This is a genomic window from Arenicella chitinivorans (assembly GCF_014651515.1).
Classification (GTDB): domain Bacteria; phylum Pseudomonadota; class Gammaproteobacteria; order Arenicellales; family Arenicellaceae; genus Arenicella; species Arenicella chitinivorans.
In genome coordinates this window covers 48,705-71,566 of sequence record NZ_BMXA01000005.1, presented here as the reverse complement: position 1 = coordinate 71,566, position 22,862 = coordinate 48,705, and the positions used below count along the sequence as shown (strand labels likewise).

Annotated in this window: 23 protein-coding genes; 18 read left to right on the top strand and 5 right to left on the bottom strand. The window is 50.6% G+C overall.

What is annotated here, in order from left to right:
* Positions 1–3: 3 nt before the first annotated feature.
* Genes msbA through IE055_RS13330 form a run of 8 tightly spaced genes read left to right on the top strand, consistent with a single transcriptional unit; the run spans position 4 to position 6,469 of the window.
* Entirely contained in the window at positions 4–1,821 is a 1,818-nt protein-coding gene (gene msbA / locus IE055_RS13365; RefSeq protein WP_189402057.1) for a lipid A export permease/ATP-binding protein MsbA, read from the top strand.
* Between the two features lie 21 nt (positions 1,822–1,842).
* Positions 1,843–2,832 carry a tetraacyldisaccharide 4'-kinase gene (lpxK, locus tag IE055_RS13360; protein WP_189402056.1) on the top strand — a complete coding sequence of 330 codons (990 nt, stop codon included), beginning with the start codon at positions 1,843–1,845 and terminating at the stop codon, positions 2,830–2,832.
* 10 nt (positions 2,833–2,842) lie between these two features.
* Positions 2,843–3,016 carry a Trm112 family protein gene (locus IE055_RS13355; protein ID WP_189402310.1) on the top strand — a complete coding sequence of 58 codons (174 nt, stop codon included), beginning with the start codon at positions 2,843–2,845 and terminating at the stop codon, positions 3,014–3,016.
* 2 nt (positions 3,017–3,018) lie between these two features.
* Positions 3,019–3,768, top strand: a complete 750-nt coding sequence (kdsB, locus tag IE055_RS13350; protein ID WP_189402054.1) for a 3-deoxy-manno-octulosonate cytidylyltransferase — start codon at positions 3,019–3,021, stop codon at positions 3,766–3,768.
* Positions 3,765–4,244, top strand: coding sequence for a low molecular weight protein-tyrosine-phosphatase (locus IE055_RS13345; protein WP_189402052.1), 480 nt, complete (start codon positions 3,765–3,767; stop codon positions 4,242–4,244). Before kdsB ends, IE055_RS13345 begins: the two co-directional genes overlap by 4 nt.
* The gene (locus IE055_RS13340) at positions 4,241–4,735 is read left to right on the top strand and encodes a L,D-transpeptidase (protein ID WP_189402050.1); all 495 of its coding nucleotides are present in this window, start codon (positions 4,241–4,243) and stop codon (positions 4,733–4,735) included. Before IE055_RS13345 ends, IE055_RS13340 begins: the two co-directional genes overlap by 4 nt.
* Positions 4,736–4,755: 20 nt before the next feature.
* A complete protein-coding gene (nagZ, locus tag IE055_RS13335; protein ID WP_189402048.1) occupies positions 4,756–5,736 on the top strand; it encodes a beta-N-acetylhexosaminidase in 981 nt (326 codons plus the stop codon).
* A 19-nt stretch (positions 5,737–5,755) separates the two neighbouring features.
* Complete coding sequence (locus tag IE055_RS13330) at positions 5,756–6,469, top strand: DUF1499 domain-containing protein (RefSeq protein ID WP_189402046.1); 714 nt, start codon at positions 5,756–5,758, stop codon at positions 6,467–6,469.
* Positions 6,470–6,545: 76 nt separating this feature from the next.
* Here the strand turns inward: IE055_RS13330 and IE055_RS13325 are convergent, their stop codons facing one another.
* The 4 genes from IE055_RS13325 to IE055_RS13310 are packed head-to-tail and all read right to left on the bottom strand — an operon-like array spanning position 6,546 to position 10,125.
* A complete protein-coding gene (locus IE055_RS13325; protein WP_189402044.1) occupies positions 6,546–7,004 on the bottom strand; it encodes an outer membrane protein assembly factor BamE in 459 nt (152 codons plus the stop codon).
* Positions 7,005–7,055: 51 nt separating this feature from the next.
* Positions 7,056–7,523 carry an N-acetyltransferase gene (locus tag IE055_RS13320; RefSeq protein ID WP_189402042.1) on the bottom strand — a complete coding sequence of 156 codons (468 nt, stop codon included), beginning with the start codon at positions 7,521–7,523 and terminating at the stop codon, positions 7,056–7,058.
* Between the two features lie 10 nt (positions 7,524–7,533).
* Positions 7,534–9,216 carry a DNA repair protein RecN gene (recN, locus tag IE055_RS13315; RefSeq protein ID WP_189402040.1) on the bottom strand — a complete coding sequence of 561 codons (1,683 nt, stop codon included), beginning with the start codon at positions 9,214–9,216 and terminating at the stop codon, positions 7,534–7,536.
* A gap of 30 nt (positions 9,217–9,246) precedes the next feature.
* Positions 9,247–10,125 (bottom strand): NAD(+) kinase, encoded by an 879-nt coding sequence (locus tag IE055_RS13310; RefSeq protein WP_189402038.1) that lies wholly within the window; start codon positions 10,123–10,125, stop codon positions 9,247–9,249.
* A gap of 176 nt (positions 10,126–10,301) precedes the next feature.
* Between IE055_RS13310 and hrcA the strand changes: the two genes are divergently transcribed.
* The 6 genes from hrcA (at position 10,302) to IE055_RS13280 (ending at position 18,145) form a co-directional block, all read left to right on the top strand.
* Positions 10,302–11,348 (top strand): heat-inducible transcriptional repressor HrcA, encoded by a 1,047-nt coding sequence (hrcA, locus tag IE055_RS13305; RefSeq protein ID WP_189402036.1) that lies wholly within the window; start codon positions 10,302–10,304, stop codon positions 11,346–11,348.
* A 9-nt stretch (positions 11,349–11,357) separates the two neighbouring features.
* Positions 11,358–13,553: an FdhF/YdeP family oxidoreductase gene (locus IE055_RS13300; protein ID WP_189402035.1), complete on the top strand. Its 2,196-nt coding sequence runs from the start codon at positions 11,358–11,360 to the stop codon at positions 13,551–13,553.
* A 14-nt stretch (positions 13,554–13,567) separates the two neighbouring features.
* Complete coding sequence (locus IE055_RS13295) at positions 13,568–13,981, top strand: MAPEG family protein (RefSeq protein ID WP_189402033.1); 414 nt, start codon at positions 13,568–13,570, stop codon at positions 13,979–13,981.
* A gap of 292 nt (positions 13,982–14,273) precedes the next feature.
* Positions 14,274–15,893, top strand: coding sequence for a DegQ family serine endoprotease (locus IE055_RS13290; RefSeq protein ID WP_189402031.1), 1,620 nt, complete (start codon positions 14,274–14,276; stop codon positions 15,891–15,893).
* 124 nt (positions 15,894–16,017) lie between these two features.
* Complete coding sequence (locus tag IE055_RS13285) at positions 16,018–16,695, top strand: winged helix-turn-helix domain-containing protein (protein WP_189402309.1); 678 nt, start codon at positions 16,018–16,020, stop codon at positions 16,693–16,695.
* On the top strand, positions 16,682–18,145 hold the full coding sequence (locus tag IE055_RS13280) for a sensor histidine kinase (RefSeq protein ID WP_189402029.1): 1,464 nt from the start codon (positions 16,682–16,684) through the stop codon (positions 18,143–18,145). The genes IE055_RS13285 and IE055_RS13280 overlap by 14 nt, the downstream gene beginning before the upstream one ends.
* 38 nt (positions 18,146–18,183) lie before the next feature.
* Here the strand turns inward: IE055_RS13280 and IE055_RS13275 are convergent, their stop codons facing one another.
* On the bottom strand, positions 18,184–18,672 hold the full coding sequence (locus IE055_RS13275; protein WP_229794294.1) for a BPSL0067 family protein: 489 nt from the start codon (positions 18,670–18,672) through the stop codon (positions 18,184–18,186).
* 59 nt (positions 18,673–18,731) lie between these two features.
* Here IE055_RS13275 and IE055_RS13270 point away from each other — a divergent pair, with 59 nt between their 5' ends.
* From IE055_RS13270 to IE055_RS13255, 4 genes are all read left to right on the top strand, one after another.
* Positions 18,732–19,421 carry a response regulator transcription factor gene (locus tag IE055_RS13270; protein WP_189402027.1) on the top strand — a complete coding sequence of 230 codons (690 nt, stop codon included), beginning with the start codon at positions 18,732–18,734 and terminating at the stop codon, positions 19,419–19,421.
* A gap of 89 nt (positions 19,422–19,510) precedes the next feature.
* Entirely contained in the window at positions 19,511–20,866 is a 1,356-nt protein-coding gene (locus IE055_RS13265; RefSeq protein WP_189402025.1) for a sensor histidine kinase, read from the top strand.
* A gap of 136 nt (positions 20,867–21,002) precedes the next feature.
* Positions 21,003–21,563, top strand: a complete 561-nt coding sequence (gene yjgA / locus IE055_RS13260) for a ribosome biogenesis factor YjgA (protein WP_189402023.1) — start codon at positions 21,003–21,005, stop codon at positions 21,561–21,563.
* Positions 21,564–21,612: 49 nt separating this feature from the next.
* Positions 21,613–22,809, top strand: coding sequence for an amino acid aminotransferase (locus tag IE055_RS13255; protein ID WP_189402021.1), 1,197 nt, complete (start codon positions 21,613–21,615; stop codon positions 22,807–22,809).
* The last annotated feature ends 53 nt before the right edge of the window (positions 22,810–22,862 follow it).

The window sequence follows — 22,862 nt, the reverse complement described above, 5'->3', positions numbered from 1 at the left end:
CTGATGACCGAACCGATTAATCCGCCAGCAGTGACCAGGACTGATGGCAGTGCGTTCGACGCACGCGCCGTGTTTGTGCGCTTGCTTCGCTACTTATTCCGGCATGCGCGACTTTTATTGATGGCGATCGGTTTTATGGTGTTGACCGGATTGATCGAAGCGTCCGTCGCGGCCTTTATAGAGAAAGTCCTGAAAAACGGGTTTCTTTCTGGTGATCAATGGTTCGTTCGCTGGTCTGGTATTATGCTGATGTGCGTGGTTTTCGCACGGGCGATTTTTGGTTTCATCGCTAACTACACCATGGCCAAGGTAGGGCGCTTGGTTATCTATGAGATTCGGCAGGATGTTTTTCAAAATATGCTGCGTTTACCGACACGCTATTTTGACAAAAACTCATCGTCGAAGAATGTATCGAAATTAATCTATGATGTTGAGACGACCGCAGTCGCGACCACCGATACCTTATCTATCTTATTTAAGGACTCGGTTGTGTCCTTAGGGTTAATTGCTTGGCTGTTTTATAAGGATTGGCGTCTCACGCTGATTTTTATGCTGACCATACCATTCCTGGTTGGCATTATTCGCTACGCCAATAAGCGCTTCCGTCGTACCAGTAAAGACATACAAGACTCCATGGGCGGGATCGCAGACACCGTCAAGGAAGCCTCAGTTGGGCACAAGGTTATCAAAGTGTACGGTGGTCAAGAGCAGGAATTTGAGAACTTCACCAATGCGAATAACTTTAATCTGCGGCAAAACCTGAAGCGTGCCAAGGTGTCAGCCGGAATCGTGCCCTCCACACTGCTGCTGGTTGGACCGATTTTAGCGCTTATTTTGTATATATTTCTCAACCACTTGCGTGAAGGTCCTGAGTCAGCAGCTTCTTTTGTGTCTTACATTATGGCGTGCATGATGTTGATGAGTCCGCTCAAACGTCTGGCCAAGGTGAATGAAAAAATCCAGATCGGGGTAACCGCCGCCAACAGCGTGTTTAGTATTATTGATGCAGAGCCAGAGCAGAACTCTGGCACCGTCGCATTAACTGAGACCCATGGTCATCTTCAGTTTAATAATGTGTCTTTTCGTTACACGGATGACGATGAACAACCCGTGTTAGACAGTCTGACCTTCGAGATCAAGCCTGGTGATCGTATTGCGCTGGTTGGGCCTAGTGGAAGTGGCAAGTCCACCATAACGTCCTTGATTCTGCGTTTCTATAAGCCACAGACTGGTGAAATTCTGCTGGATGGACACAATCTGAATGACTTAGTTCTTAATGATCTGCGTGATCACGTCAGCCTGGTGAGTCAGGAAACATCCTTGTTCGACGATACGATCGCCCGCAATATCATGTATGGGATGTTGGATCAGTATGACGAAGCGCGTTTACAAGCCGCGATCAAAGCGGCGCACGTTGATGAGTTTCTTCACGAATTACCGCTGGGCTTAGAAACCGTGGTCGGTGAGAGTGGACTGAGGCTCTCAGGTGGTCAGCGGCAGCGGATTGCCATTGCGCGCGCCATCTATAAAGACGCCCCGATTCTGATTCTTGATGAGGCTACGTCTGCATTGGATAATAAGTCCGAACGTTACGTTCAGGACGCGCTTGAGACCTTAATGCAGGACCGTACATCGTTGGTGATCGCGCACAGGCTCTCTACCATTGAAAGCGCCGACAACATTGTGGTGTTGGATCATGGCAAAATCGTAGAGCAAGGGCCGCATCGCAGACTGTTGCGTCAAGGTGGTGTGTACGCAGACCTCCATCGTGCGCAATCCAGTCACCCGAATAAGAAAGGGTTCTTTTTCTGGAATCGTTAGTGCTTGGTAAGTAACCCTATAATGGCACTCCGAGAGACACTAACTGCTGGTTGGGAAACGCCGAATTGGCTGACCAAGGCTCTGTGGCCATTGTCCCAGGTTTATCGCGGTGCCTATGAGCTGAACCGTCTGAGTTATCAAGTCGGCTTGCGTGCGGTGTATCGTCCACCGGTGCCGTTGATCGTGGTGGGAAATTTAACCGTTGGCGGAACCGGCAAAACCCCGTTAGTCGTGCATATTGTTCAACTGTTGAAAGCACAGGGTCTGCGCGTTGGAATCATCAGTCGTGGATATCACAGTCGGGCCACTGATTTTCCGCTGTTGGTTGATGATACTACCGATGTGCGCTTGGCCGGTGATGAGCCGAGCCTTTTGGCACGCCGCACCGGAGTACCTATCGTAATAGGTCCGAATCGACGCGCGGATATCGAACGGTTGGTGGCGAACGGTGACTTAGATGTCATTGTGTCCGATGATGGATTACAACATCATGCTCTCGCACGCGACGTTGACGTGTGTTTGATCGATCAAACAAGGCCGAGCCACAACACCTATTTATTGCCCGCAGGCCCGTATCGTGAATCACCAGCGCGGCAGGCGCATCTGGATTTTTTAATTCATCACATTGGTCCGAATTCAAAAACAAGCGGATTCACAATGCAGTTGGTGCCCGATATGCTCACGGCCGTTGCGTCATCAAATACCGCGGTGCCGCCCTCGTCAGGGCGGATTCACGCTGTCGCAGGTATCGGCAACCCGCAACGCTTTTTCAGGACCTGTGAACAACTGGGTTTTACCGTGATCCCGCATGCATTTCCAGATCATTACCAATTTACCGCAGCGGATATCGATTTTGGTGCCGATGCTGTTGTGTTGATGACAGAAAAAGATGCAGTTAAATGTGACAAAATAGCGGATCATCGGCATTGGTATGTGCCGGTCAGCGCGCAACTAAGCTCCGGCTTTGATCACGCGTTGCTGGACCGGCTTTCATGTATTAACAATTCATAAAATTATGAGTATTGACCCCAAACTTCTAGAAATGTTGTGTTGCCCAGTGACCAAAGGGCCGCTTGAATATGATGCAGAAAAGCAAGAGCTGATCTCTAAATCAGCCAGACTGGCGTATCCAGTTCGAGACGGCATACCGGTGTTGCTTGAAGAAGAAGCTCGTGAGTTAAAATCCGAGACCTAAGCATGACATTTTCGGTCGTTATTCCGGCGCGATACGCGTCGACACGCTTGCCAGGCAAAGCCTTGGCGGATATCGGCGGTAAGCCGATGATTCAGCACGTGGTCGACCGCGCGAACCAGTCGGCTGCTAGTCGCGTTATCGTGGCGACCGATGATTCGCGCATCGCGGCTGTGCTGCGTGATGCGGACTGTGAAGTCTGTATGACTCGAGCCGACCATGTCAGTGGTAGCGATCGTCTGGCCGAAGTAGTCACTTTACTCGGGCTGTCAGACGATGAGGTGGTGGTTAACGTGCAAGGCGATGAGCCGTTGATACCTAGTCGACTAATCGATCAGGTAGCCGATTCGCTAACCCAAGCCGAGCATGCGGTGATGTCGACGGCCGCCAAAGCAATCGAGGATGATGCGGATATCTTCAATCCAAATGTGGTCAAAGTAGTGTTTGCGCGTGATGGTCAGGCAATGTATTTTTCGCGCGCGCCGATTCCGTTTGCACGTGATCAGCGCACCACGTCAGCTTGGCATCACATCGGTATCTATGCGTATCGAGCGGGCTATCTGCGGCGGTATCCAGATTTACCTGCGAGCGTAATTGAAACCACTGAATCGTTGGAGCAGTTGCGTGTTTTGGATAATGGCGATGCGATTATGGTTGAACAAGTCGATTATTTTACTGGGATTGGCGTGGATACGCCGCAAGATCTGGAACGTGTGCGATCGATGCTGGAAGCCTCGCAACAGGGGGGCGAATGAAGACCAAAGTGTTATTTGTGTGTATGGGGAATATTTGTCGATCGCCGACGGCGCACGGTGTCATGCAACACAAGGTGGAAGCCCGCGCATTGGGTAATCGAATCGAAATCGATTCGGCCGGTACGCATGCTTACCATGTCGGAGAGCAGTCCGACCCTCGGTCGCGCTCGACAGCTGCGCGTAAAGGTATCGATATGGATTTTATTCGAGCTCGCAAGATTTCGATTCTCGATTATGACGAGTATGACTATATTCTTGCCATGGATGCCGACAACCTGGACCTAATTCAGTACTACGCGCCAAAAAACTATCACGCTAAGGTGTCGTTATTCTTGGCGTACGCCAATCAGGCCGGTACGGTAGATGAACACGAAGTACCCGACCCGTACTACGGAGGTGAAGCCGGCTTTGAACACGTTTTCAGCTTGGTGGATCGTGGTTGTGATGCGCTGATTGAGCATATATTGAGCGCATGAGCGTCGTTTTAAAAAAATTGACCGTACGCGTGGCCGAGCAAAGGCTCGAAGGATTTGATGCCAAACATCAGAAAGCTTTTGAAGCGCAAGTTTCGACTGCGAGAAACGGGGTTGGTCAGCGTTTTGGAAGTGAATGCACGCCGTTGGGTGAGCATCGGATTCGAGCGAAAATTGGTGCAGACGCACCAGAGAATGCGGTATTTGTTGGTCGTCGTGCAACCGGCGAAATTTACACGCCTTGTTTGTCTGCAGCATTTCCCCAACGAGATTGGATACTGACGCGTATTTTGTGGTTATGTGGCACGCAGTTAGGTTTTAATCGTGGTGGTTTGGTCGACACACAGCGACGCTATATCTATCTGCATGGGTGTCCGGACAGTCACCCAATGGGGCAACCCAGTTCACATGGCTGCGTAAAAATGCGTAACCGAGATATCATGACCTTATTTGACCTGGTGGAGATTGGCACTCAGGTCCAGATTGTTGAATAACTATTGAGTACTGAGTGACTATGCCGAACACGCCCGAATATCAGCCTCTTGGACCCGTGATGGTCGATGTAGCAGGTCTAACTCTGACGCCTGATGAAATTGACCGATTACGGCACCCGAGCGTCGGTGCGGTGATTTTATTTACGCGTAACTTTGCCTCCAAACAACAACTGCAGGCACTGATTACTCACATTAAATCCTTGCGTTCACCGGCCTTGTTGGTGGCAGTTGATCAAGAAGGTGGACGGGTACAGCGTTTTCAGGAAGGCTTTACTCGATTGCCTGCTGCGCAATACTTTGGCGAATTGTGGGAGCAGAATAAGCACACTGCGCCTATGGCGGCATACACATCAGCGTTCACGATGGCCAGCGAGTTGATTGAGCTTGGTATAGACATCAGCTTTGCGCCTGTGTTTGATGTTTGCAGTCAGGCCAGCGAGGTGATTGGAGACCGCAGCTTTCACTCAGACCCTGCGGTTGCTGCTGAGTTGCTCGGCGCGTATATTGATGGTATGCACGCTGCGGGTATGGTGTCGATAGCTAAGCATTTTCCCGGGCATGGCGGGGTTGCGAATGACTCACATCATTGTCTGCCGACTGACGGTCGAGCTTTTGAGGCGATTTTTGAGCACGACCTGCGGCCTTACCGTGCGTTGATTGACGAAATTGACGGGGTTATGTCGGCGCATGTAGAGTTTCCAGCGTGTGATGAACATATCCCAACATACTCCAGTTTTTGGTTGCAGGACATCCTGCGTCAAAAGCTCGGGTTTGAAGGCGTCATCTTCAGTGATGACCTGAGTATGCAAGGTGCCGTTGATGCGACCGATAATCCCGGATCAATTCTTGAAAGCGCGCAACGTGCAATCTACGCTGGGTGCGATATGGTGTTAGTGTGTAATCAGCCACAGCTGGCGGACCAGCTACTTGCAGAGCTGAAATTCGAGCCCAATGAGGTCCTTTCAGCTAAGTTGTCGCGTCTCTCAGCGCGTCGAAATTAACGTTTGAAAAGAATCGGTTATGAATAAATTATTACAAATTTCTGCGGTTATCGCCTTGCTGGGATTTCCATTTGCGGTGCTCGGTTTTCGTATGGATCTATTTGGCTTTGGTGTGAGCGCCAGCATTATTAAATGGTCTGTGTTTCTGGCACTGGGATTGTTCGTGCTCAGTATGATTGTCACGTTTTGGAAACGACGCAGTAACCCCGGCTTGGCGAAATCAGCACGTTTGGCTGCCTGGATTGCAATGGTGCCGATTCTGGGTGTGGCCGCATTGAAATTTGGCGCCGACGGGGTTCCGCCAATCCACAATATTTCGACGGATATCGAAAATCCGCCGGTATTTGATGTGATAACCGAAGTCCGTGCCGCAGAGCACAACCCGCTGGCCTACAACGCGGAAGTGCTTGGTCCTGTGCAGTCGCAAGCCTACCCGGCGGTAAGAACACTGGCGTCGTCGCTGGCTAAACCGGCAGCGGTCGAGCGTGCTGCTGCCTTAGCCGTGGAGTTGGGTTGGGACGTGGTGAACGTCAATGCCGAAGCGGGGATCGTGGAAGCCACAGATACCACTAAACTTTGGGGGTTCAAAGATGATATCGTGGTGCGCGTCACGAGCACCGAGGCAGGAAGCTTGATTGACTTGCGCTCAGTGTCACGCATTGGGGTCAGTGACTTGGGCGCCAATGCGAAACGTATCACTGAATTTTTGGACGCATTTAAGACCGCGGGTTAATGGATTTAGGCGGTGATGAGCACCGCCTTAGACCCTGATCGTTTCAGACATATGTTGCTGAGCGTCACTCGGCAACTTAATTACGGCTATCCAAGATTCCCAAGCGATTTAGCAAACCTTTCTCTGGTTGTGTCGGCTCGGTAATCACCGTGCCGCCATGTTGCTTGTCTTCAGTGCTGGGTTCGAGTTGCTGAACGTTAGCTAAATCGACATCGCCCGTTAATTTGACCAGCTTGTTGCCTTCAAATAACACCGTAATCAATCGCTGAGACGTTTCTTTTTTGGCTTGATCACGCTTGGAATAGAAATAATCCCAGCGTTGCTCATTGAATGGGTCGATTACCATGGGTGTGCCAAGAATAAACAGGACTTCCTGTTTGCTCATACCATAGCGAATTTCACGTAGATCGCTGTTGTTGATGATATTGCCTTGCTGAATGTCAGGTTGGTAGGGCCGAATGCAGGCGCTGAGGCTGAGTGCGCATGCTGCAGCAAGAGCGATTAACTTGGCGTTTTTACTAGTCAGGATGATCATGGTTCTGTGCTTGGTTTGATCTCGGTTTTGATGCTTAACTGTGTGCGACGTTTAAAGTTCCATCAACACCGCGATTTCATCGCAATTATGAAATTTGTAGCAGTTTACACAAATTCCCCAGATTTTCTCGGGAAATATCTCTTTGTTAACGGTTTTGAAGCCCATTCGATGAAAAAAATCCGGCACATAGGTGAGTGCCATCAGTCGTTTCACCTGGCGTGATCGTGCCAAATGAATTAATTCCTGCACAATGGCTCGACCAAGCCCGGATCGCTTGATGTCGGTGCGAACCATTAGGCTGCGTACTTCAGCAAGCTCTTCGGTAAAGTGCTCGAGTGAGCCGCAGGCCAGCAGTTCCCCGTCTATTTCTACTACGTGGAAATGAGCCAGGTTATTCTCGATATCAGCGCGCGTGCGTGGTAATAAGTCACCCATGGCTGCGTAATGATTCAGCAGCGACTGGATGGCCGGAATATCCGACGCCACGGCCTTACGAACAGGAACAGTTGTGTGTGACATGGTGGTTAGGTTACTGGTTGGCTGCCAACATTTCTTGCGCATGAGCGCGGGTTCGATCGGTAATGGTTTCGCCGCCCAACATTCGTGCAATTTCGACAGTGCGACCATCTGCGTCCAATTTTACCAATGTGGAGTACGTTCCCTGTTCATCGCTGACTTTATCGATGTAAATATGCTGTTGGCCTTGAGCGGCGACTTGAGGCTGGTGCGTAATGCACAGTACCTGAGCATGGTTGCCCAATTCACGCAATCGTGTACCAACAATTTGTGCCACGCGACCACCGACACCGACATCAACTTCATCAAAAATTAAGGTCGGTGTGTCGAGTTTCTGGCTGGTGATAACCTGAATCGCGAGACTAATACGTGACAACTCGCCTCCGGACGCGGTTTTATTTAATGGCTTAAGCGGCATACCGTGGTTGGTGCTGACCAGGAATTCAATCTGATCAATCCCATGGTCGGTGACCACGATTTCATCGCTGATCTGTGGTTCTACAGCAATAGAGAGTTCGCCGCCGCGCATGCCTAGGTCCTGCATTTGCGCCGTAATTTCTGCTGACAATTGTTCGGCCACCAGTTGGCGTTTTTCAGACACCGCTTGGGCAATTTTGGTATAACTCTTCTTGAGATCCGCAATTTCACGCGCAAGCTTTTCTGGCCGCGAGCTTTTGTCTTTCAATGTTTCCAGCTCATCAAGTAGGGCCTGATGTTTGGCGGGCAAGGCTTCTTCACTGCAGCGGTGCTTGCGTGCCAAGTTGATTAGGGTGTCTCGGCGTTGTTCGATTTCTCGAAGTCGCTCTGGGTCCTGATCGATCTTGTTGAGCACACTGTTCAATTCGCTGCGGGCCTCCTCAATTTGCGCCAACGCGGAATTCAACAACTCACCCGTGGTATTGAGTGTCGGGTCAAACTCTTGCAGATCGCCGAGCGCATGAATTTGTCGACCTAACTCAGACGTTAGGTTTACATCCTCATTGAGGAATAGCCTGTCGAGCGCTTGTTCAATGCCATCAATCAAGGCTTGTGCATTATTCAGGCGCGCATATTCGACTTCCAACTCGGCGTATTCGCCTTCTGTGACGCTGACTTCCTCAAACTCACTGAGTTGAAATTCAATTAATTCTATTTTGTCGGCATTATCGCTACGAACTTGGGTTGTTGTACCCAGTTCTTTTTCCAGTCGACGAATCTTGCTCGCGAGTTTAGCCATCATCTCGATGGCGTCTACATGACCGGAATACTGATCTAAAATACGGCGTTGATCAGCTGAGCGCGACAGCGATTGATGCTCATGTTGGCCGTGAATGTCCACCAACAAGTATCCGAGTTCTTTTAGGCTTGCTAGGGTGGTCGGTTGATCGTTGAGATAACATTTGGTTGGTTTATCAACTCGGACTACGCGGCGAATCAAACATTGATCCTCTTCGCCGACCAAATCATGCTTCTGCAACCAACTCTGCACGGACTGGAGACCACGAATATCAAACCACGCTGTCAGCTCACACTGAGATTCGCCGTGACGCACCAGGTCCGGTTCAGCGCGCGCGCCCAGCAACAGATCCAGCGCATCGAGTAAGATCGATTTGCCGGCGCCGGTTTCACCGGTAACCACAGTTAAGCCGTCATCAAACTCAATTTCGAGCTGTTTGATGATCGCAAAGTTGCGGATATGTAGTTCTCGTAGTGCCATAGCGCGAGTATACCAATTTCTCGGCAGAAGCTAGCGCGTTTCTTGCTCACTTCCCCAGCCGAGTTTGGCACGCAGCATGGCAAAATAGTTGTAGCTCCGGGTGTGGACTAATTTAACGGAGTGACTGGAACGCTTGATCTCGACCGTTTCATCGCCGACCAAGCTGTAACCGATTAAACCGTCGGATGAAACATGGGCGCAATTCTCTGTTCGGTTATGAATCGTGAAGCTCAGTACGCTCGACGCAGGCAGTGTGATCGGACGGTTGGACAACGTGTGCGGTGAAACTGGGACCATGGAGATGACGTCCGTACCAGGATGCATTATGGCGCCGCCCGCCGACAGCGCATACGCCGTCGAGCCAGTCGGTGTCGCAATAATGACACCATCCGAGCGCGCAGAGGTCACAAACTGTTGATCTACTTCGACTTGCCAGCTGATGAGTTTTTCCAGCGCATGACGCCCAATAACGATGTCATTCAACGCTGATTGATGGTAAAGCGCTTCGTCACCGCGCCGGACCGTCACGTCGAGCATCATGCGGTGCTCGATACTGTACTCTCCGCGTAGAATTTGATCAATTTCACTCAGCATGTTGTTGAGTGGAATGTCGGTCAGAAAACCTAAACGACCGCGGTTTACACCGACGACGGGAACCTGCACATCGGCCATTTTACGTGCGACGTGCAGCATCGTGCCATCGCCGCCAATCACGATCGCCAGGTCGATATCCACGTGCATGGCATCATGCAGTAGTTCTTGCGGCAGCTCACGCGTAATCTCAGCAGCCGTAGTGTGACCAAGCTTAACGCGCAAACCCTTTTGTTCTAAGTGTTGCGCCAGGGCTTTCACCGGAGCTTCTACGCTGGCGTCTTGAAATTTGCCGAATACGCCGATAGTTTTAAACATGCAGGTTTTGAATTATGATTGGTAGCGTTCCATTGTCGCTAATTACCCTTGAGCTTGTCCAGTCAAGCTCATCACCTTCATACCGGAGGGCAGAACGGTAAGAGGTTTAAATTAAAACGCCTGCGATCAAACTGACTGGTTTTATTGGCTATATTAATATCGGATATTTACCCCTCATGACCTTAGATGCTCGTGCTGAAAACGTACTTAAAAATCTGGTAGAGACCTATATCCAAGAAGGTCAACCGGTCGGTTCGCGTACTCTGTCGAAACTGCCGCAACTTGACGTGAGTTCAGCGACGGTGCGTAACGTGATGGCGGACCTAGAAGAGCTTGGACTTATTAAGTCACCGCATACGTCGGCAGGTCGTATTCCAACCGCACAAGGCTATCGCTTATTCGTCGACAGTATGATCAAAGCGTCACCCATGACCAACGCGACAGTGACGGAGCTCCGAGAGCGCTTTAATAATGAGTCTGATCCTGAAACTCTGATCGCGCATGCCTCGGACTTATTGTCTGACCTCAGTCGCTTTGCTGGGGTTGTGGTGCTGCCGAATCATGCCACTGCACGGTTTCATCAAATTGAGTTTCTACGTCTGAGCGATACGCGGGTATTGGCAATCTTAGTTACCGAAGACGGGCGCGTCCAAAATCGAGTATTGCCGACGGCGGATAAGTTTACCGAAGCTGAGTTGATTGAAGCCGCAAACTTTTTTAATAGTCGATATAAAGGCAATTCGTTGGACGCCGTACGACGCCTGTTAATTGAAGACATGCACCATGACAACGATCAGATGCATCGTTTAAACCGGACTGCGATGCAGGCAGCCTCGCGTGTTATTTCAGAAGAAGAGGCGAGTCAGAAGAACAAGGATGTAGTATTGAGTGGCGAGCAAAAACTACTTGACGTGCCAGATCTCTGTCAGATCGAAACGCTTCAGCGTTTGTTTGATGCTTTCAAAACCAAACGCGATTTGCTGGATCTATTGGATCGCAGCCTCAAAGCCGAGGGCGTCAGCGTGTTTATCGGTGAGGAGTCAGGCTATTCAGCGTTGGGCGAATGCAGCGTGATTGCCAGCCCGTATGAAGTCGATGGCAAGGTTTTAGGTACACTGGGTGTGGTTGGTCCTACACGTATGGCGTACTCAGATGTTATTTCCGTGGTCGACGTGACTGCCAAGCTTCTCAGCCAAGCATTGACTTTGTCGGCCAGAGCTTAAGCAGTGAGCATGACGCCAAATACGCAGGTTGGCGGTGGTGTTAAAAAGATACTCTATGCGCTGCGCACCATTCAACGCATAGGCTTACTTGATTCGCGAAAGGCCTTAAGTGCCAACAACGCCTGCAAGGCCTGTGGGCTGGGTATGGGGGGTCAGGCCGGCGGTATGACGAATGAGCTGGGCGAGTTCCCTGCGGTGTGTAATAAAAGTATTCAGGCGCAGTCGACCGATATCCAACCTCCCATACCTGATGCGTTGTTTCGATACTCGCTTGCGGACTTTCGTGCTCTTAGTGCGCATGAGTTGGAACATTTAGGGCGACTTGGGACGCCGATCTTCAAATCTCGCGATGCGACAAGCTTTACACCGGTAACCTGGTCTTGGGCGATTGAGAAGGCAGTCAACTGCCTGCAGCGCACCACGCCAAATCGCACGTTTTTTTACAGTTCAGGGCGCTCATCGAACGAGGCCGGCTTTGTGTTTCAGTTGCTGGCACGGGCGTATGGCACTAACAATGTGAACAACTGTTCGTACTACTGTCATCAGGCGACCAGCGAGGGATTGTCCGGTGCTTTGGGCACGGGTACGGCCACGGTCACTCTGGCAGATCTTGATCGCGCAGACTGTGTGTTTGTGATCGGCGCGAACCCGGCTTCCAATCATCCGCGGTTTATTCACAAGCTCAAAGCCTGTCGTGATCGAGGTGGCGAGGTGGTGGTAATTAATCCTGCGCGTGAGAGCGGTCTGGTTAAGTTTGCGTTACCCAAGAGTCCCAAATCATTGTTGCGCGGCGGTGATGAAATCGCGAGTCATTACGTGCAACCGCGGATTGGCAGCGATGCCAGTTTGTTGGCCGGTATCGCAAAGCAGATCCTTGACAGCGACCGAACTGATACCGAGTTTATTGCCACCCATACGAGCGGGTTTCACGGTCTACGTGCTGAGCTAGCTGAGCTCGCTTGGCCTGACATCGAAGCTGCGACCGGTCTAGCCAAAGTGGAGATTGTTAAAATCGCCGATGTGTATGCGCGCTCCAAACACACCATATTCGCTTGGGGTATGGGCATCACGCATCACGCGCACGGTGTGGAAAATGTCGAGGCGATTGTAAATCTTTGCTTGTTGCGCGGCATGCTCGCGCGCGAAGGCGCTGGGTTGCTACCCTTGCGTGGACACAGCAACGTTCAGGGAGTTGGTACTATTGGTGTCAAACCAACGCTGGATGACCAAATACTGGACCGGGTGGAAGCCGCACTGAATATATGCTTACCGAGCCGGCAGAGTGAGACTGGGCTAGACACAATGGCCTGCCTCGAGGCAGCGGATCAAGGCAAGATGGACGCGGCAGTATTGCTCGGTGGTAACTTGTTTTCAGCTTCACCCGATACCCAATGGGTCACCCGTGCAATGAATAAAATCGGCACTCGTATTTGCATGACAACCACACTTAATGCAAGTCATGTGCAAGCGTGTGATGACAGTGAATTGCTGGTGTTGCCGGTGGCCGCCCGGGATGAAGAGCCGGAGCCTACCACGCAGGAATCTATGTTTAATTTCGTGCGGATGAGTGACGGTGGCATTCAGCGGATTGCGAATGCCCGCTCCGAAGTGTCTGTGTTAGCGGATATCGGAGAGCTATTGTTGCCTGATCTGCGGTTCTCGACGCTGCGAAGCCATACGAGCGTGCGCGAGATAATTGCCGAATCCGTGCCAGGAATGCAGGCTTTGGCTGAGATTGATACACACAAACGAGAGTTTCACGTTGAGGGTCGTTTACGCCATACACCGACGTTTTCGACCTCCGATCAACGCGCGCAGTTTCGTCCGGTCAAGTTGAGTTCAGCCAGAGAGGCCCAATCTCGACCATTCACCTTGATGTCTGTTCGGAGTGAAGGGCAGTTTAATTCCATTATCTATGAAGAACACGACAGCTATCGCGGTACCAAACAACGTTGGGTGGTTATGATAAGTGAGCACGATGCTGCAACATTGGGGCTAGCGCATGGTGACTGTGCTGATATTGCGTCTGACAATGGGGTCATGGAGGCAGTGGCGGTACACCTGTTCGACCTGCCAGCCGGTGATGTCATGGCCTACTACCCAGAAGCCAACATTTTAGTCGGGCGAGACCGTGATCCGCGTAGCAAGACCCCAGGATTTAAGTCAGTCGCGGTGAGCATCAAGCCCCATCACAAGAATCGCTGAACTAGGAGAGAATCATGCAATCCACGTTAATCTATTGGCCAGTTTTACTTCAACTTAGCATTCCATTATGGGTGATTGGTTTGAATGGTGTTCGCAAAGCGGCGGCCCGCAAGGCAGGTTTACAACGACCAGAAAGTACAGTGGACAACAAGGCTTGGCCGTTACCAGTGGTGTTAACCTCAAACGCACTGGATAATCAATTTCAGTTCCCGGTGGTGTTCTACGTGTTGTGTTTGATGTTGGCGCACAGTGGCGGTGTCACGCTATTGAGCTTGGCACTGGCTTGGTTGTACGTGGGCTTGCGTTGGGTGCATGCCATGGTCCACGTGACGAACAATGTGATTGCATTACGTTTCGGATTTTTTCTAGCCAGTATGTTGGTGCTACTCGGGCTTTTCTTTACCTGCGTTGTGCACCTTGCCTTTTAAGATACAACCAGTACGTCAGCGCAGGCAACGGCTATTCTGAGTGGAGATGAGGTGCGGAATTCATATTTCCGGTGCCAGTAAATAGACGCCTGACTGGCATCTGATGTGCTATTACTAAAAAGTAATCCACTGGCCATTGGAGGGTAACAAATGCGCCCTTACTATCTAGGGAGTCAATGCGATACTTTGCACTTGTTGAGAAAGTAATGTTCTCATGTTTTGCGTGCAAATCGACATTTGGCATACCCTGACTATTGTTCAATCGGGTTGGTTCTATATTTAGGAGATGTTAATGAACAAACTAATTTCAAATTCAATCGTTCCAATTTTGAAGTGGGGCGCTGTGGTGGTGGCCACCGCTGCTGTGGTGATTTCAGTCCAGGCCAATGCCGATGGCGACAAACCAACTACCGCTCTATATTCTAGCGATGCGCCGATTGTGGCTGAGGATATTGTGCCGGCGGCACAATTACGCTCAGACGCCATGGGAAAACGCTCTTGGAGCCCATCTGATGGCTTTGCGGATTTGGTGGAAGACGTGAGTCCAGCGGTGGTTCACGTGGCGACCGCAGGGATTATCGAACGTCGCCGATTTGGACGCAATAGCCCGGAATATCGTCAATTCCGTGGCCCGCGTGGATTTGAAGATTTTTTTCGAGAATTTTTCCCAGACCAGTTTCCGGATATGCCGCAAGAAAACGAGCTGGAATCCGATGATGAAGATGAGAAACAAACGCAGCCACTGGGTATCGGCTCGGGATTCATCGTTAGTGCTGACGGTTATGTCGTCACTAATCATCATGTGATTGATCGTGCGGATGAGATCGTGGTTACCTTGCCAGATGGCACGGAGTACGAGGCTGAAATTCAGGGCAGTGATCCGAAAACCGATCTTGCCTTACTGAAACTTAAAGATGCGTCGAGCTTGCCGTATTTAGTGTGGGGCGACGACAAGAAATCGCGTGTCGGTGACTGGGTGTTGGCAATTGGTAACCCATTCGGTCTGGGTGGCTCAGCCAGTACTGGCATTATTTCGGCACGTGGCCGAGATATTCACGCTGGACCGTATGATAATTTTATTCAGGTTGACGCTGCGATCAACCGAGGCAATTCGGGTGGTCCACTGTTCAATATGAATGGCGAAGTGATTGGGATCAACTCGATGATTTACTCACCTTCCGGTGGCAGTGTTGGTATTGGGTTCGCAATTCCAGCCAGCATGGCCAAAGGCGTTATTGATCAACTACGTGACTCAGGGCAGGTGCAACGCGGTTGGATCGGCGTGACAATCGGCGAAATCACCGAAGAGCTGGCCGAGGTGTTTGGACGTGATAACGAAGAAGGCGCATTGATTTCACAGGTGGCCGATGGCTCACCAGCAGACAAAGCTGGTCTGGTAGCTGGTGACATTGTCCTGTCTTTTGATGGTAAGAAAATCAAAGAGATGCGTAACCTTCCGCGAACCGTGGCCCAGTCACCAGTTGGCAAGACATATGACATGACTGTATGGCGCAATGGCAAAGTTAAGAAACTCAAGATTACCACCGAGGTCTTTCCGGAAGACGACACACTGGCTGGAGCAGCACCGCAACAAGAGAAGCCCGTAGAGCAAGAAAGTGATGAATTGTTGGGTGCCGAGTTGAGTGAACTCAATGACGCGCTCCGCGGACGTTATCGCATTGCCGATACGACTCAGGGTGTGTTGATCACGGCGGTAAAGCGCGGTGGTATGGCAGCCAAGAACGGCTTACAAGTCGGTGATGTCATCACTCGTTTTGACAACCAGTCGGTAACCACACCGGACGACGTGACGCGTGCCCTCAAAGCTGCGTCAAAAGCCGGTGACACCTCGGTCGCTGTGTTGCTAAACCGACGTGGCAATGCTGGTTTTCTGGCATTCAAACTCAAATAAGTCGGATCAAGTCAATACTCACACTTGATTTCCAATCGCTGGCGGCTCCCGGCTGGTATTGCTGGGAGCTGTTCGGCAAATAGCGTAAAATAGACGGAAACATAAAATGACTAAGAAAAATATGATCCGAGTACTCGTCGTGGAAGACGACAAAGAGACGGCGGCCTATATCGTTAAGGGGTTGACTGAATGTGGTCACATCGCTGATCACGCGCAGGATGGCCGGGAAGGGCTGCTGATGGCAGACTCCACCGAGTATCAAGTGATCGTCGCTGATCGCATGTTACCGAAAGTCGATGGCGTGACTATGACTCGTACCTTGCGTGGCAGTGGGAATCGCACACCGATTCTTATGTTAAGTGCATTAGGTGACGTCGATGACCGAGTGGTTGGTTTAAAGGCTGGTGCCGACGATTACTTGGTAAAGCCGTTTGCGTTTTCCGAGTTGCAAGCTCGAATCGAAGCGTTGGTGCGCCGCGCTGAGCCAGAATCACCGGATACAGTGCTGAAAGTAGCTGATCTGGAGATGGATCTGCTCAAGCGAGAAGTTCGACGCGCGGATGAAAAAATTGATTTGCAGCCACGCGAGTTCCGTTTACTGGAATACTTGATGCGTCATAGCGGTCAGGTGGTTACTCGCACGATGTTGCTGGAAAAGGTTTGGGACTACCATTTCGACCCTCAAACCAATGTGATTGATGTGCATATCAGCCGTCTGCGCGGTAAAATCGACAAAGAGTTTGATGTGTCGTTGTTACACACGGTGCGTGGCGCCGGCTATATGTTGAGTGAACCAGATTAGTCCTTTTAAAAGTTCAGCGTTCCGTATAACGCTGGTTTATGTCGTCCTGTTTGGCATTTCGGTATCCATTATTCTGGGTTTTATATACTGGTCTACGATCGTATATAAGACCCAGCAGACCGACGATGATATCAATGCCGAAATTCTAGAGCTGACCGAAGTCTACGAGCAGAAAGGTTATCCCGGCCTGGTGATTCTGTTGTCGGAGCGCATTGAGCGCTTGCGGCCAGGTGACCCAACCCTGTATTTGTTAACCGATCACCGATACCAGCCCTTGGTTGGTAACATTTATCCGTGGCCAAAAGTGGCGCGCGACGTTAAAGAAGGGTGGCTTGAATTTCGGCTGGAAGACGGCGAGCGTCAAGGTGTGGATGGTGAGTTTACCGCACGTGCTAAAACGTTCGTGGTGGAAAACCGATTTAATTTGTTGGTCGGGCAGGGCATGAAGGATTTGACGACCCTGAAAGCACTGGTCGGTAGAGCGCTGATTTGGGGTTTGATCTTGACCTTGGCGTTGGGTGTCATTGGCGGTTTTATGATGCGCCAGACACTCCGCAGTCGACTGGGTGCCATAAACCAGACCAGCCGTAAGATTATGCAGGGCGATTTACGTAAACGCATTGCCACCCGTGGTACCGGTGATGAGTTTGATGAACTGGCAAACAACCTCAATAGCATGTTGGACCAGATCGAACATGGTATGGAAGGCGTGCGGCGCGTGTCTGATAACATTGCACACGACTTAAAAACCCCTCTCGCACGACTAAAGAATCGGGTCGAAGAGCTGCGTTTACGGGTGGATCCTGGGAGTGAGGAAGAAGCTGCGGTAGACCAGATCATTCAAGAGGCAGATGGCTTACTTGCCACGTTTAATGCCTTGCTCCGAATTGCCCGTATTGAGTACAGCGAGCAGCGTAAAGGATTCAGTTTGGTTGATGTCAATTCTATTTTGTCAGACTTGCAGGAGCTCTATGAGCCCTTGATAGAAGAGAAAGGGCAATCGCTGTCAGTACAGATTGGTGGTCCTATGGAAATCTACGCGGATCGCGATATGTTATTTCAGGCATTAGCCAACCTGTTGGATAATGCGATCAAATACACGCCTGATCGAGGTCAGGTGTCTATCCGCTCTGCAAAATCGGAAGGCCAATGGTTGGTTGAGATTGCCGATAATGGTCCGGGAATACCGGAATCAGAGTACGAAAAAGTCGTACAACGTTTTTATCGCTTAGACCAAAGTCGCACCACGCCCGGCAGTGGCTTGGGCCTGGCACTGGTGTTTGCGGTATTGAAAGTGCATCGTTTGGAGCTGCAGTTTGCTGACAATATGCCTGGACTAAAGGTGCAGATCATCGCGGATCCAGCCGTGGTGACGAAACCGTTGATCCATGAGTCTGATGGGGACACGCAAGGCCGAGCTGTTTATTTGCCGGGCACACAGCCTGCGTAACTATCGGAACGTAAGCAGTGACCTTCAAATACTGCGGATTAACGCAGTTTCACCACGCGATAAGCTTGCGCCGAGTTGCTCGGCAGCGCATCATCGCCACGGATTCGAATGAGTCGTCGATGGACTGGTTTGCCTACCCATTGATCCCAAACCCAGATGCCACGCTCATCTTGCTCGATATAGATTGCGGCATGATAACCTCGTCGGCTAGGGTAGCGATTGCCTTTGAAGGTCGCGATAATGGTGCCAGGAGTTAAGTCCGCATTGAGAACCGTTTCACCTGGTCGCCAGTCGACGGTGTCTGGTGCGCCGCTGCATCGCTTAATGAGCGATACACAGTGTCCGTCGCCAACCACGCGGTCGCGGTACTGGTGTGCATCTTTGCATACCAGGTCTGACATCAAAGCGCGGTGGTCGGTCTGCCAAGAGCGGCTTGCTACGCACGCGGCCATGCTGCCCAGCACAGCGCAGACCAACAGGGTCTGGTAGATGCGTTTAGAGGCGGTAAACCGGTGTGTATTATTCACGCGGAAATCACTGCTGCTTGCCTAATATTCATAACATTATACTAACTTGATTTTACACTATGACTCAAAATACCCGCGTTTTAATTATTGAAGATCATAAAGACATCGCCGAGATGCTCTACGATTATTTCGAGCGCCGCGATTACGAGATGGACTACGCCAGTGATGGTCGAATGGGCTTCAATCTCGCGAGTCAAAACGAATACGATATTATCTTGCTAGACCTAATGTTGCCGGAAATGGATGGGTTGGATGTGTGTCGAAAATTGCGTGAAGAGTCCAAAGTCTATACACCGATTCTGATGCTGACTGCACGTGACACGCTGGAGGATAAAGTTAAAGGACTCGAAACTGGCGCAGACGATTATTTAGTTAAGCCATTTGAGATCCTCGAACTCGAAGCGCGCATCAAAGCGCTAATGCGCCGTAAAGGGCAGATCGCGCAGCAAGAAGTGTTGACGGTGGGGGACTTAGAGCTGGATACTGGCACACTCGAAGTGCAGCGCTCCGGTCAGCCAATTTACTTATCGCCAATCGGTTTGAAAATCTTAACCATTTTGATGAAAGAATCGCCAAAAGTCGTCAGCCGCAACCAACTAGAACACGAGATCTGGGGCGATATTTTGCCCGACAGCGATACATTGCGCAGCCATATGTACAATCTGCGCAAACAAATCGACAAGCCATTTGATCAGCCGCTGCTGCAAACAATTCAGTCCCGTGGCTATCGCATTGGTGACGCGCCATAATGTATCTTGGGCTGTGGTAGCCGAAGTTCAGGGAGCGCCAAGATTGCCTCGAGGCGACTCGATCACTGTGTGATGATGAAATTGAAATAATGAAAAATTCAGATCTGCGGCAGTCGATCATTCGTTCCAAGATTAGCCGAAAAATGACCTTACAGGCGTGTCTGATCGCCTTGGTCGCGGTGCTTGGTATTGGTTTTGCGAGCGTGGTTATCGAACAGTTTTTGGTCAAGCAAGCGCTTATTGGCGAATCAAAACATTTCTGGGAGTCGTACTCTCAAAATCGGGATTTTCCACCGCCAAACACCGACAACCTCAAAGGTTATCTGACCAGTAGCGACTCGGAGCTGGGTATGCCAGAGGATCTGCAGGGCTATGGTTTGGGCTTCCACAAAATGCATGGGCAGACCGCGCACTCATTGCTGTATGCCAGTGAGTCCGACGCGCATCCCGGCAAACGGTTGCACCTTTTGTTCGACGGCAAGAGTGTGTTGCGACTGGCGATCTATTTCGGTATCTTTCCGTTAACCATTGTGCTGGTGCTGATTTATGTGGCGGCTTGGTGGGTTTATCGGGAATCTAATCACCTGTTAAGCCCAATAGTTTGGCTCGCGAATCGATTTGACCGTTTTGATCCGGCGCACCCAAATGCCAGCTTGGAGGACCTATCGGACGTCCCGGGCGATGTGGACTGGGAAGTCGAAAAATTGGTCAAATCCTTCGGGTCGTACGCACGTCGGATTCGGCGCTTTGTGGAGCGCGAGCGCGCTTTCACGCGCGATGCAAGCCATGAGTTTCGTACCCCATTAACGGTTATCAAAATGGCGAGCGACATGATGTTGGCAGAGCAAAATCTAGACGACTATTCGCGCAAGTATGTTACGCGTATCAAAGGTGCAGCGCGTGACATGGAAGAGCTGATCGATGCGTTCTTGATTTTGGCACGTGAGACAGACAAAGAATTTGAAGACGAGCACACCGTGATTGCTGAGATCGTGGAGCACGAAATCAGTGATGCTGGAATCTACCTCGATAACAAGCCTGTCTCAATTGAAGTTGATGAACAGTATCCGCTGGAACTCGATACGGCACGCAAGGTGGTGTCTATCGTGTTGGGCAACTTGATCCGCAATGCGGTTCTGTACACCAACGAAGGCACCGTGAGCGTGATTATCAAAGAACATTCGGTAGTGATCGCGGACACGGGTATCGGTATGACCAAGGATCAGATCAAGAAAATTTTTCAACCCTATTACCGAGCTGATCAACCGGGGAAAACCCAACGCAAAGGCTATGGCGTTGGACTGACAATCGTCAAGCGATTATCGAATCGGTTTAACTGGACTGTCGAAGTTGAAAGTGAGGTAAACGTTGGTACGCGCATCGAGGTGATTTTCGATGAATCATCACGCTCATCTATCGTAACATCGCGCTGGACAAAACGTTGATTTGAAACGCTATCACGGTGAAAAAGCTGGTAATACGTTAGCATACAGCGCATAATTCTCGGCTGATAATCACACTGCTCCGATAGCCAGATGCGACTTGTAAACGCATGTTTAAGTCGCCATAGTTTTAGTCCTCATGAATGAGCGCGAATACGCCGTCCGTCCAAACAAAACGCAAATTAAACGCGAGATAAAAGTACTGAACGAACTCGGGCAGGAACTTATAAAAATGCCGGAGTCAGCACTTAAAAAAGTGCCCCTAAGCGACGCCATGCGCCAAGCCGTGAAGGATGGTAAGCGTTTCCAGCGTGGCGCGTTGCAGCGTCAGTTGCGTCGTATTGCGACACTGATGCAGGAAGAAGATGTTGAGGCTATCCAGTTGGAGCTCGCACGGCAAAAGCAGCCATCAAAACAGCAGACAGCCGAGTTGCACCAGCTGGAGCAATGGCGTGATCGATTGATCGCAGGTGACGAAGGCCTTCTCACCGATCTCATCGACCAGTTCCCGGTTATCGATCGTCAACATATCCGCCAGCTGGTTCGCAATGCTGCCAATGAGCAAAAACGTAATAAACCGCCGAAGTCAGCTCGATTGTTATTCAAATATTTGGCTGAAATAAAGCGCCCCACACTGGCCCCTGATGGGTTGGAAACCGATCCTACAAGCGAGGACGCGGACAATCATAGCTCGGAATAATCCACTCCTTGTTTACTCTCAACAATTTTCGTATTGAATACATTCGCTCATGTTTGGAAAATTAGAAACACTGCCCGCCGACCCTATTCTGGGGCTTAATCAAACCTTTCAGCAAGACTCGAACCCCGACAAAATCAACCTGTCGATTGGTGTGTATCAGAACGCTCATGGCGTGACACCGATTTTTACGGCTGTAAAAAAGGCGGAAGCTCAGTTAATCGACGCGCAGGAGACCAAGTCGTATGCCCCACAGGCTGGTGATCCATTATTTTTACAACACATGACGCAACTTCTGTTAGGCGATTCGCTGAGCGCTCAATTGGGTGATCGGGTTGGTGCGGTGATGACACCAGGCGGCTGCGGCGCGTTACGAATGGGTGCTGAATTGTTGATGCACGCGCGTGAAGGGGCCACGGTTTGGGTCAGTGACCCAACCTGGGCGAACCATTTTCCATTACTCCAGAGTGCGGGTTTGAAGCTTGAAAAGTACGCGTACTACAGTCCAGAAACACACGCTGTGGATTTCAGTAAAATGCTGAGTTCTTTACAAGCGATTCCAATTGGCGATGTGGTGTTGTTGCACGGATGTTGTCACAATCCAACCGGTGCGGATATTACGCCTGAGCAATGGGATCAAGTGATCAGTGTCTTGGCTGAACGACAGTTGACTCCCTTTATCGATGTGGCTTATCAGGGCTTTGGCGACGGTTTAAATGAAGATGCGTACGGCGTACGAGAGGCGGTCAAACGGTTACCGGAAGTGCTGATTGCCAGCTCCTGTTCGAAGAACTTTGGGTTGTATCGTGAGCGAATCGGTGCGGTCATGGTGATCACGCCTGACAGTAAAACAACTGCCGCCGCTAAATCACACATTCTGACCGCTGCCCGTAGCTCGTACAGTATGTCTCCCTACCATGGCGGTGGTATCGTTGGTCATCTATTAAGCGATCCGGCGTTGACACAAGAGTGGCGCAGCGAACTGGAACAAGTCCGTGCGCGCATGAATCGATTGCGCGGTGAACTTGCGGATGGATTGAATCAGAGTCAGACCGTAAAAGACTTTAGCTTCGTGGCACAAAGTAAGGGCATGTTCTGTTATCTTGGTATCCCACTGGACGCCGTGCGTGCGTTGCGTTCCGAATTCGGCATTTATTTGTTGGACAGCACGCGTATCAATGTTGCTGGTCTGTCCACAGAAAACCTGCCCGTTATCATTGATCGCGTATCCAAGGTATTACAGCGTTGAGCTTGGGAACCAGGCTTAGCCTCGTGTCGACACACAATTAGAATAACAAAATT

What these genes read in the sequence shown, in the direction of transcription:
- IE055_RS13330 (WP_189402046.1), top strand. Translation starts at nt 5,756, where the DNA reads ATGAATAAATTATTACAAATTTCTGCGGTTATCGCCTTGCTGGGATTT.
- lpxK (WP_189402056.1), top strand. Translation starts at nt 1,843, where the DNA reads ATGGCACTCCGAGAGACACTAACTGCTGGTTGGGAAACGCCGAATTGG.
- IE055_RS13290 (WP_189402031.1), top strand. Translation starts at nt 14,274, where the DNA reads ATGAACAAACTAATTTCAAATTCAATCGTTCCAATTTTGAAGTGGGGC.
- IE055_RS13345 (WP_189402052.1), top strand. Translation starts at nt 3,765, where the DNA reads ATGAAGACCAAAGTGTTATTTGTGTGTATGGGGAATATTTGTCGATCG.
- IE055_RS13320 (WP_189402042.1), bottom strand. Translation starts at nt 7,523, where the DNA reads ATGTCACACACAACTGTTCCTGTTCGTAAGGCCGTGGCGTCGGATATT.
- IE055_RS13300 (WP_189402035.1), top strand. Translation starts at nt 11,358, where the DNA reads ATGACGCCAAATACGCAGGTTGGCGGTGGTGTTAAAAAGATACTCTAT.
- IE055_RS13265 (WP_189402025.1), top strand. Translation starts at nt 19,511, where the DNA reads ATGAAAAATTCAGATCTGCGGCAGTCGATCATTCGTTCCAAGATTAGC.
- msbA (WP_189402057.1), top strand. Translation starts at nt 4, where the DNA reads ATGACCGAACCGATTAATCCGCCAGCAGTGACCAGGACTGATGGCAGT.
- IE055_RS13295 (WP_189402033.1), top strand. Translation starts at nt 13,568, where the DNA reads ATGCAATCCACGTTAATCTATTGGCCAGTTTTACTTCAACTTAGCATT.
- yjgA (WP_189402023.1), top strand. Translation starts at nt 21,003, where the DNA reads ATGAATGAGCGCGAATACGCCGTCCGTCCAAACAAAACGCAAATTAAA.
- nagZ (WP_189402048.1), top strand. Translation starts at nt 4,756, where the DNA reads ATGCCGAACACGCCCGAATATCAGCCTCTTGGACCCGTGATGGTCGAT.
- IE055_RS13270 (WP_189402027.1), top strand. Translation starts at nt 18,732, where the DNA reads ATGACTCAAAATACCCGCGTTTTAATTATTGAAGATCATAAAGACATC.
- IE055_RS13325 (WP_189402044.1), bottom strand. Translation starts at nt 7,004, where the DNA reads ATGATCATCCTGACTAGTAAAAACGCCAAGTTAATCGCTCTTGCTGCA.
- IE055_RS13310 (WP_189402038.1), bottom strand. Translation starts at nt 10,125, where the DNA reads ATGTTTAAAACTATCGGCGTATTCGGCAAATTTCAAGACGCCAGCGTA.
- IE055_RS13255 (WP_189402021.1), top strand. Translation starts at nt 21,613, where the DNA reads ATGTTTGGAAAATTAGAAACACTGCCCGCCGACCCTATTCTGGGGCTT.
- recN (WP_189402040.1), bottom strand. Translation starts at nt 9,216, where the DNA reads ATGGCACTACGAGAACTACATATCCGCAACTTTGCGATCATCAAACAG.
- hrcA (WP_189402036.1), top strand. Translation starts at nt 10,302, where the DNA reads ATGACCTTAGATGCTCGTGCTGAAAACGTACTTAAAAATCTGGTAGAG.
- kdsB (WP_189402054.1), top strand. Translation starts at nt 3,019, where the DNA reads ATGACATTTTCGGTCGTTATTCCGGCGCGATACGCGTCGACACGCTTG.
- IE055_RS13340 (WP_189402050.1), top strand. Translation starts at nt 4,241, where the DNA reads ATGAGCGTCGTTTTAAAAAAATTGACCGTACGCGTGGCCGAGCAAAGG.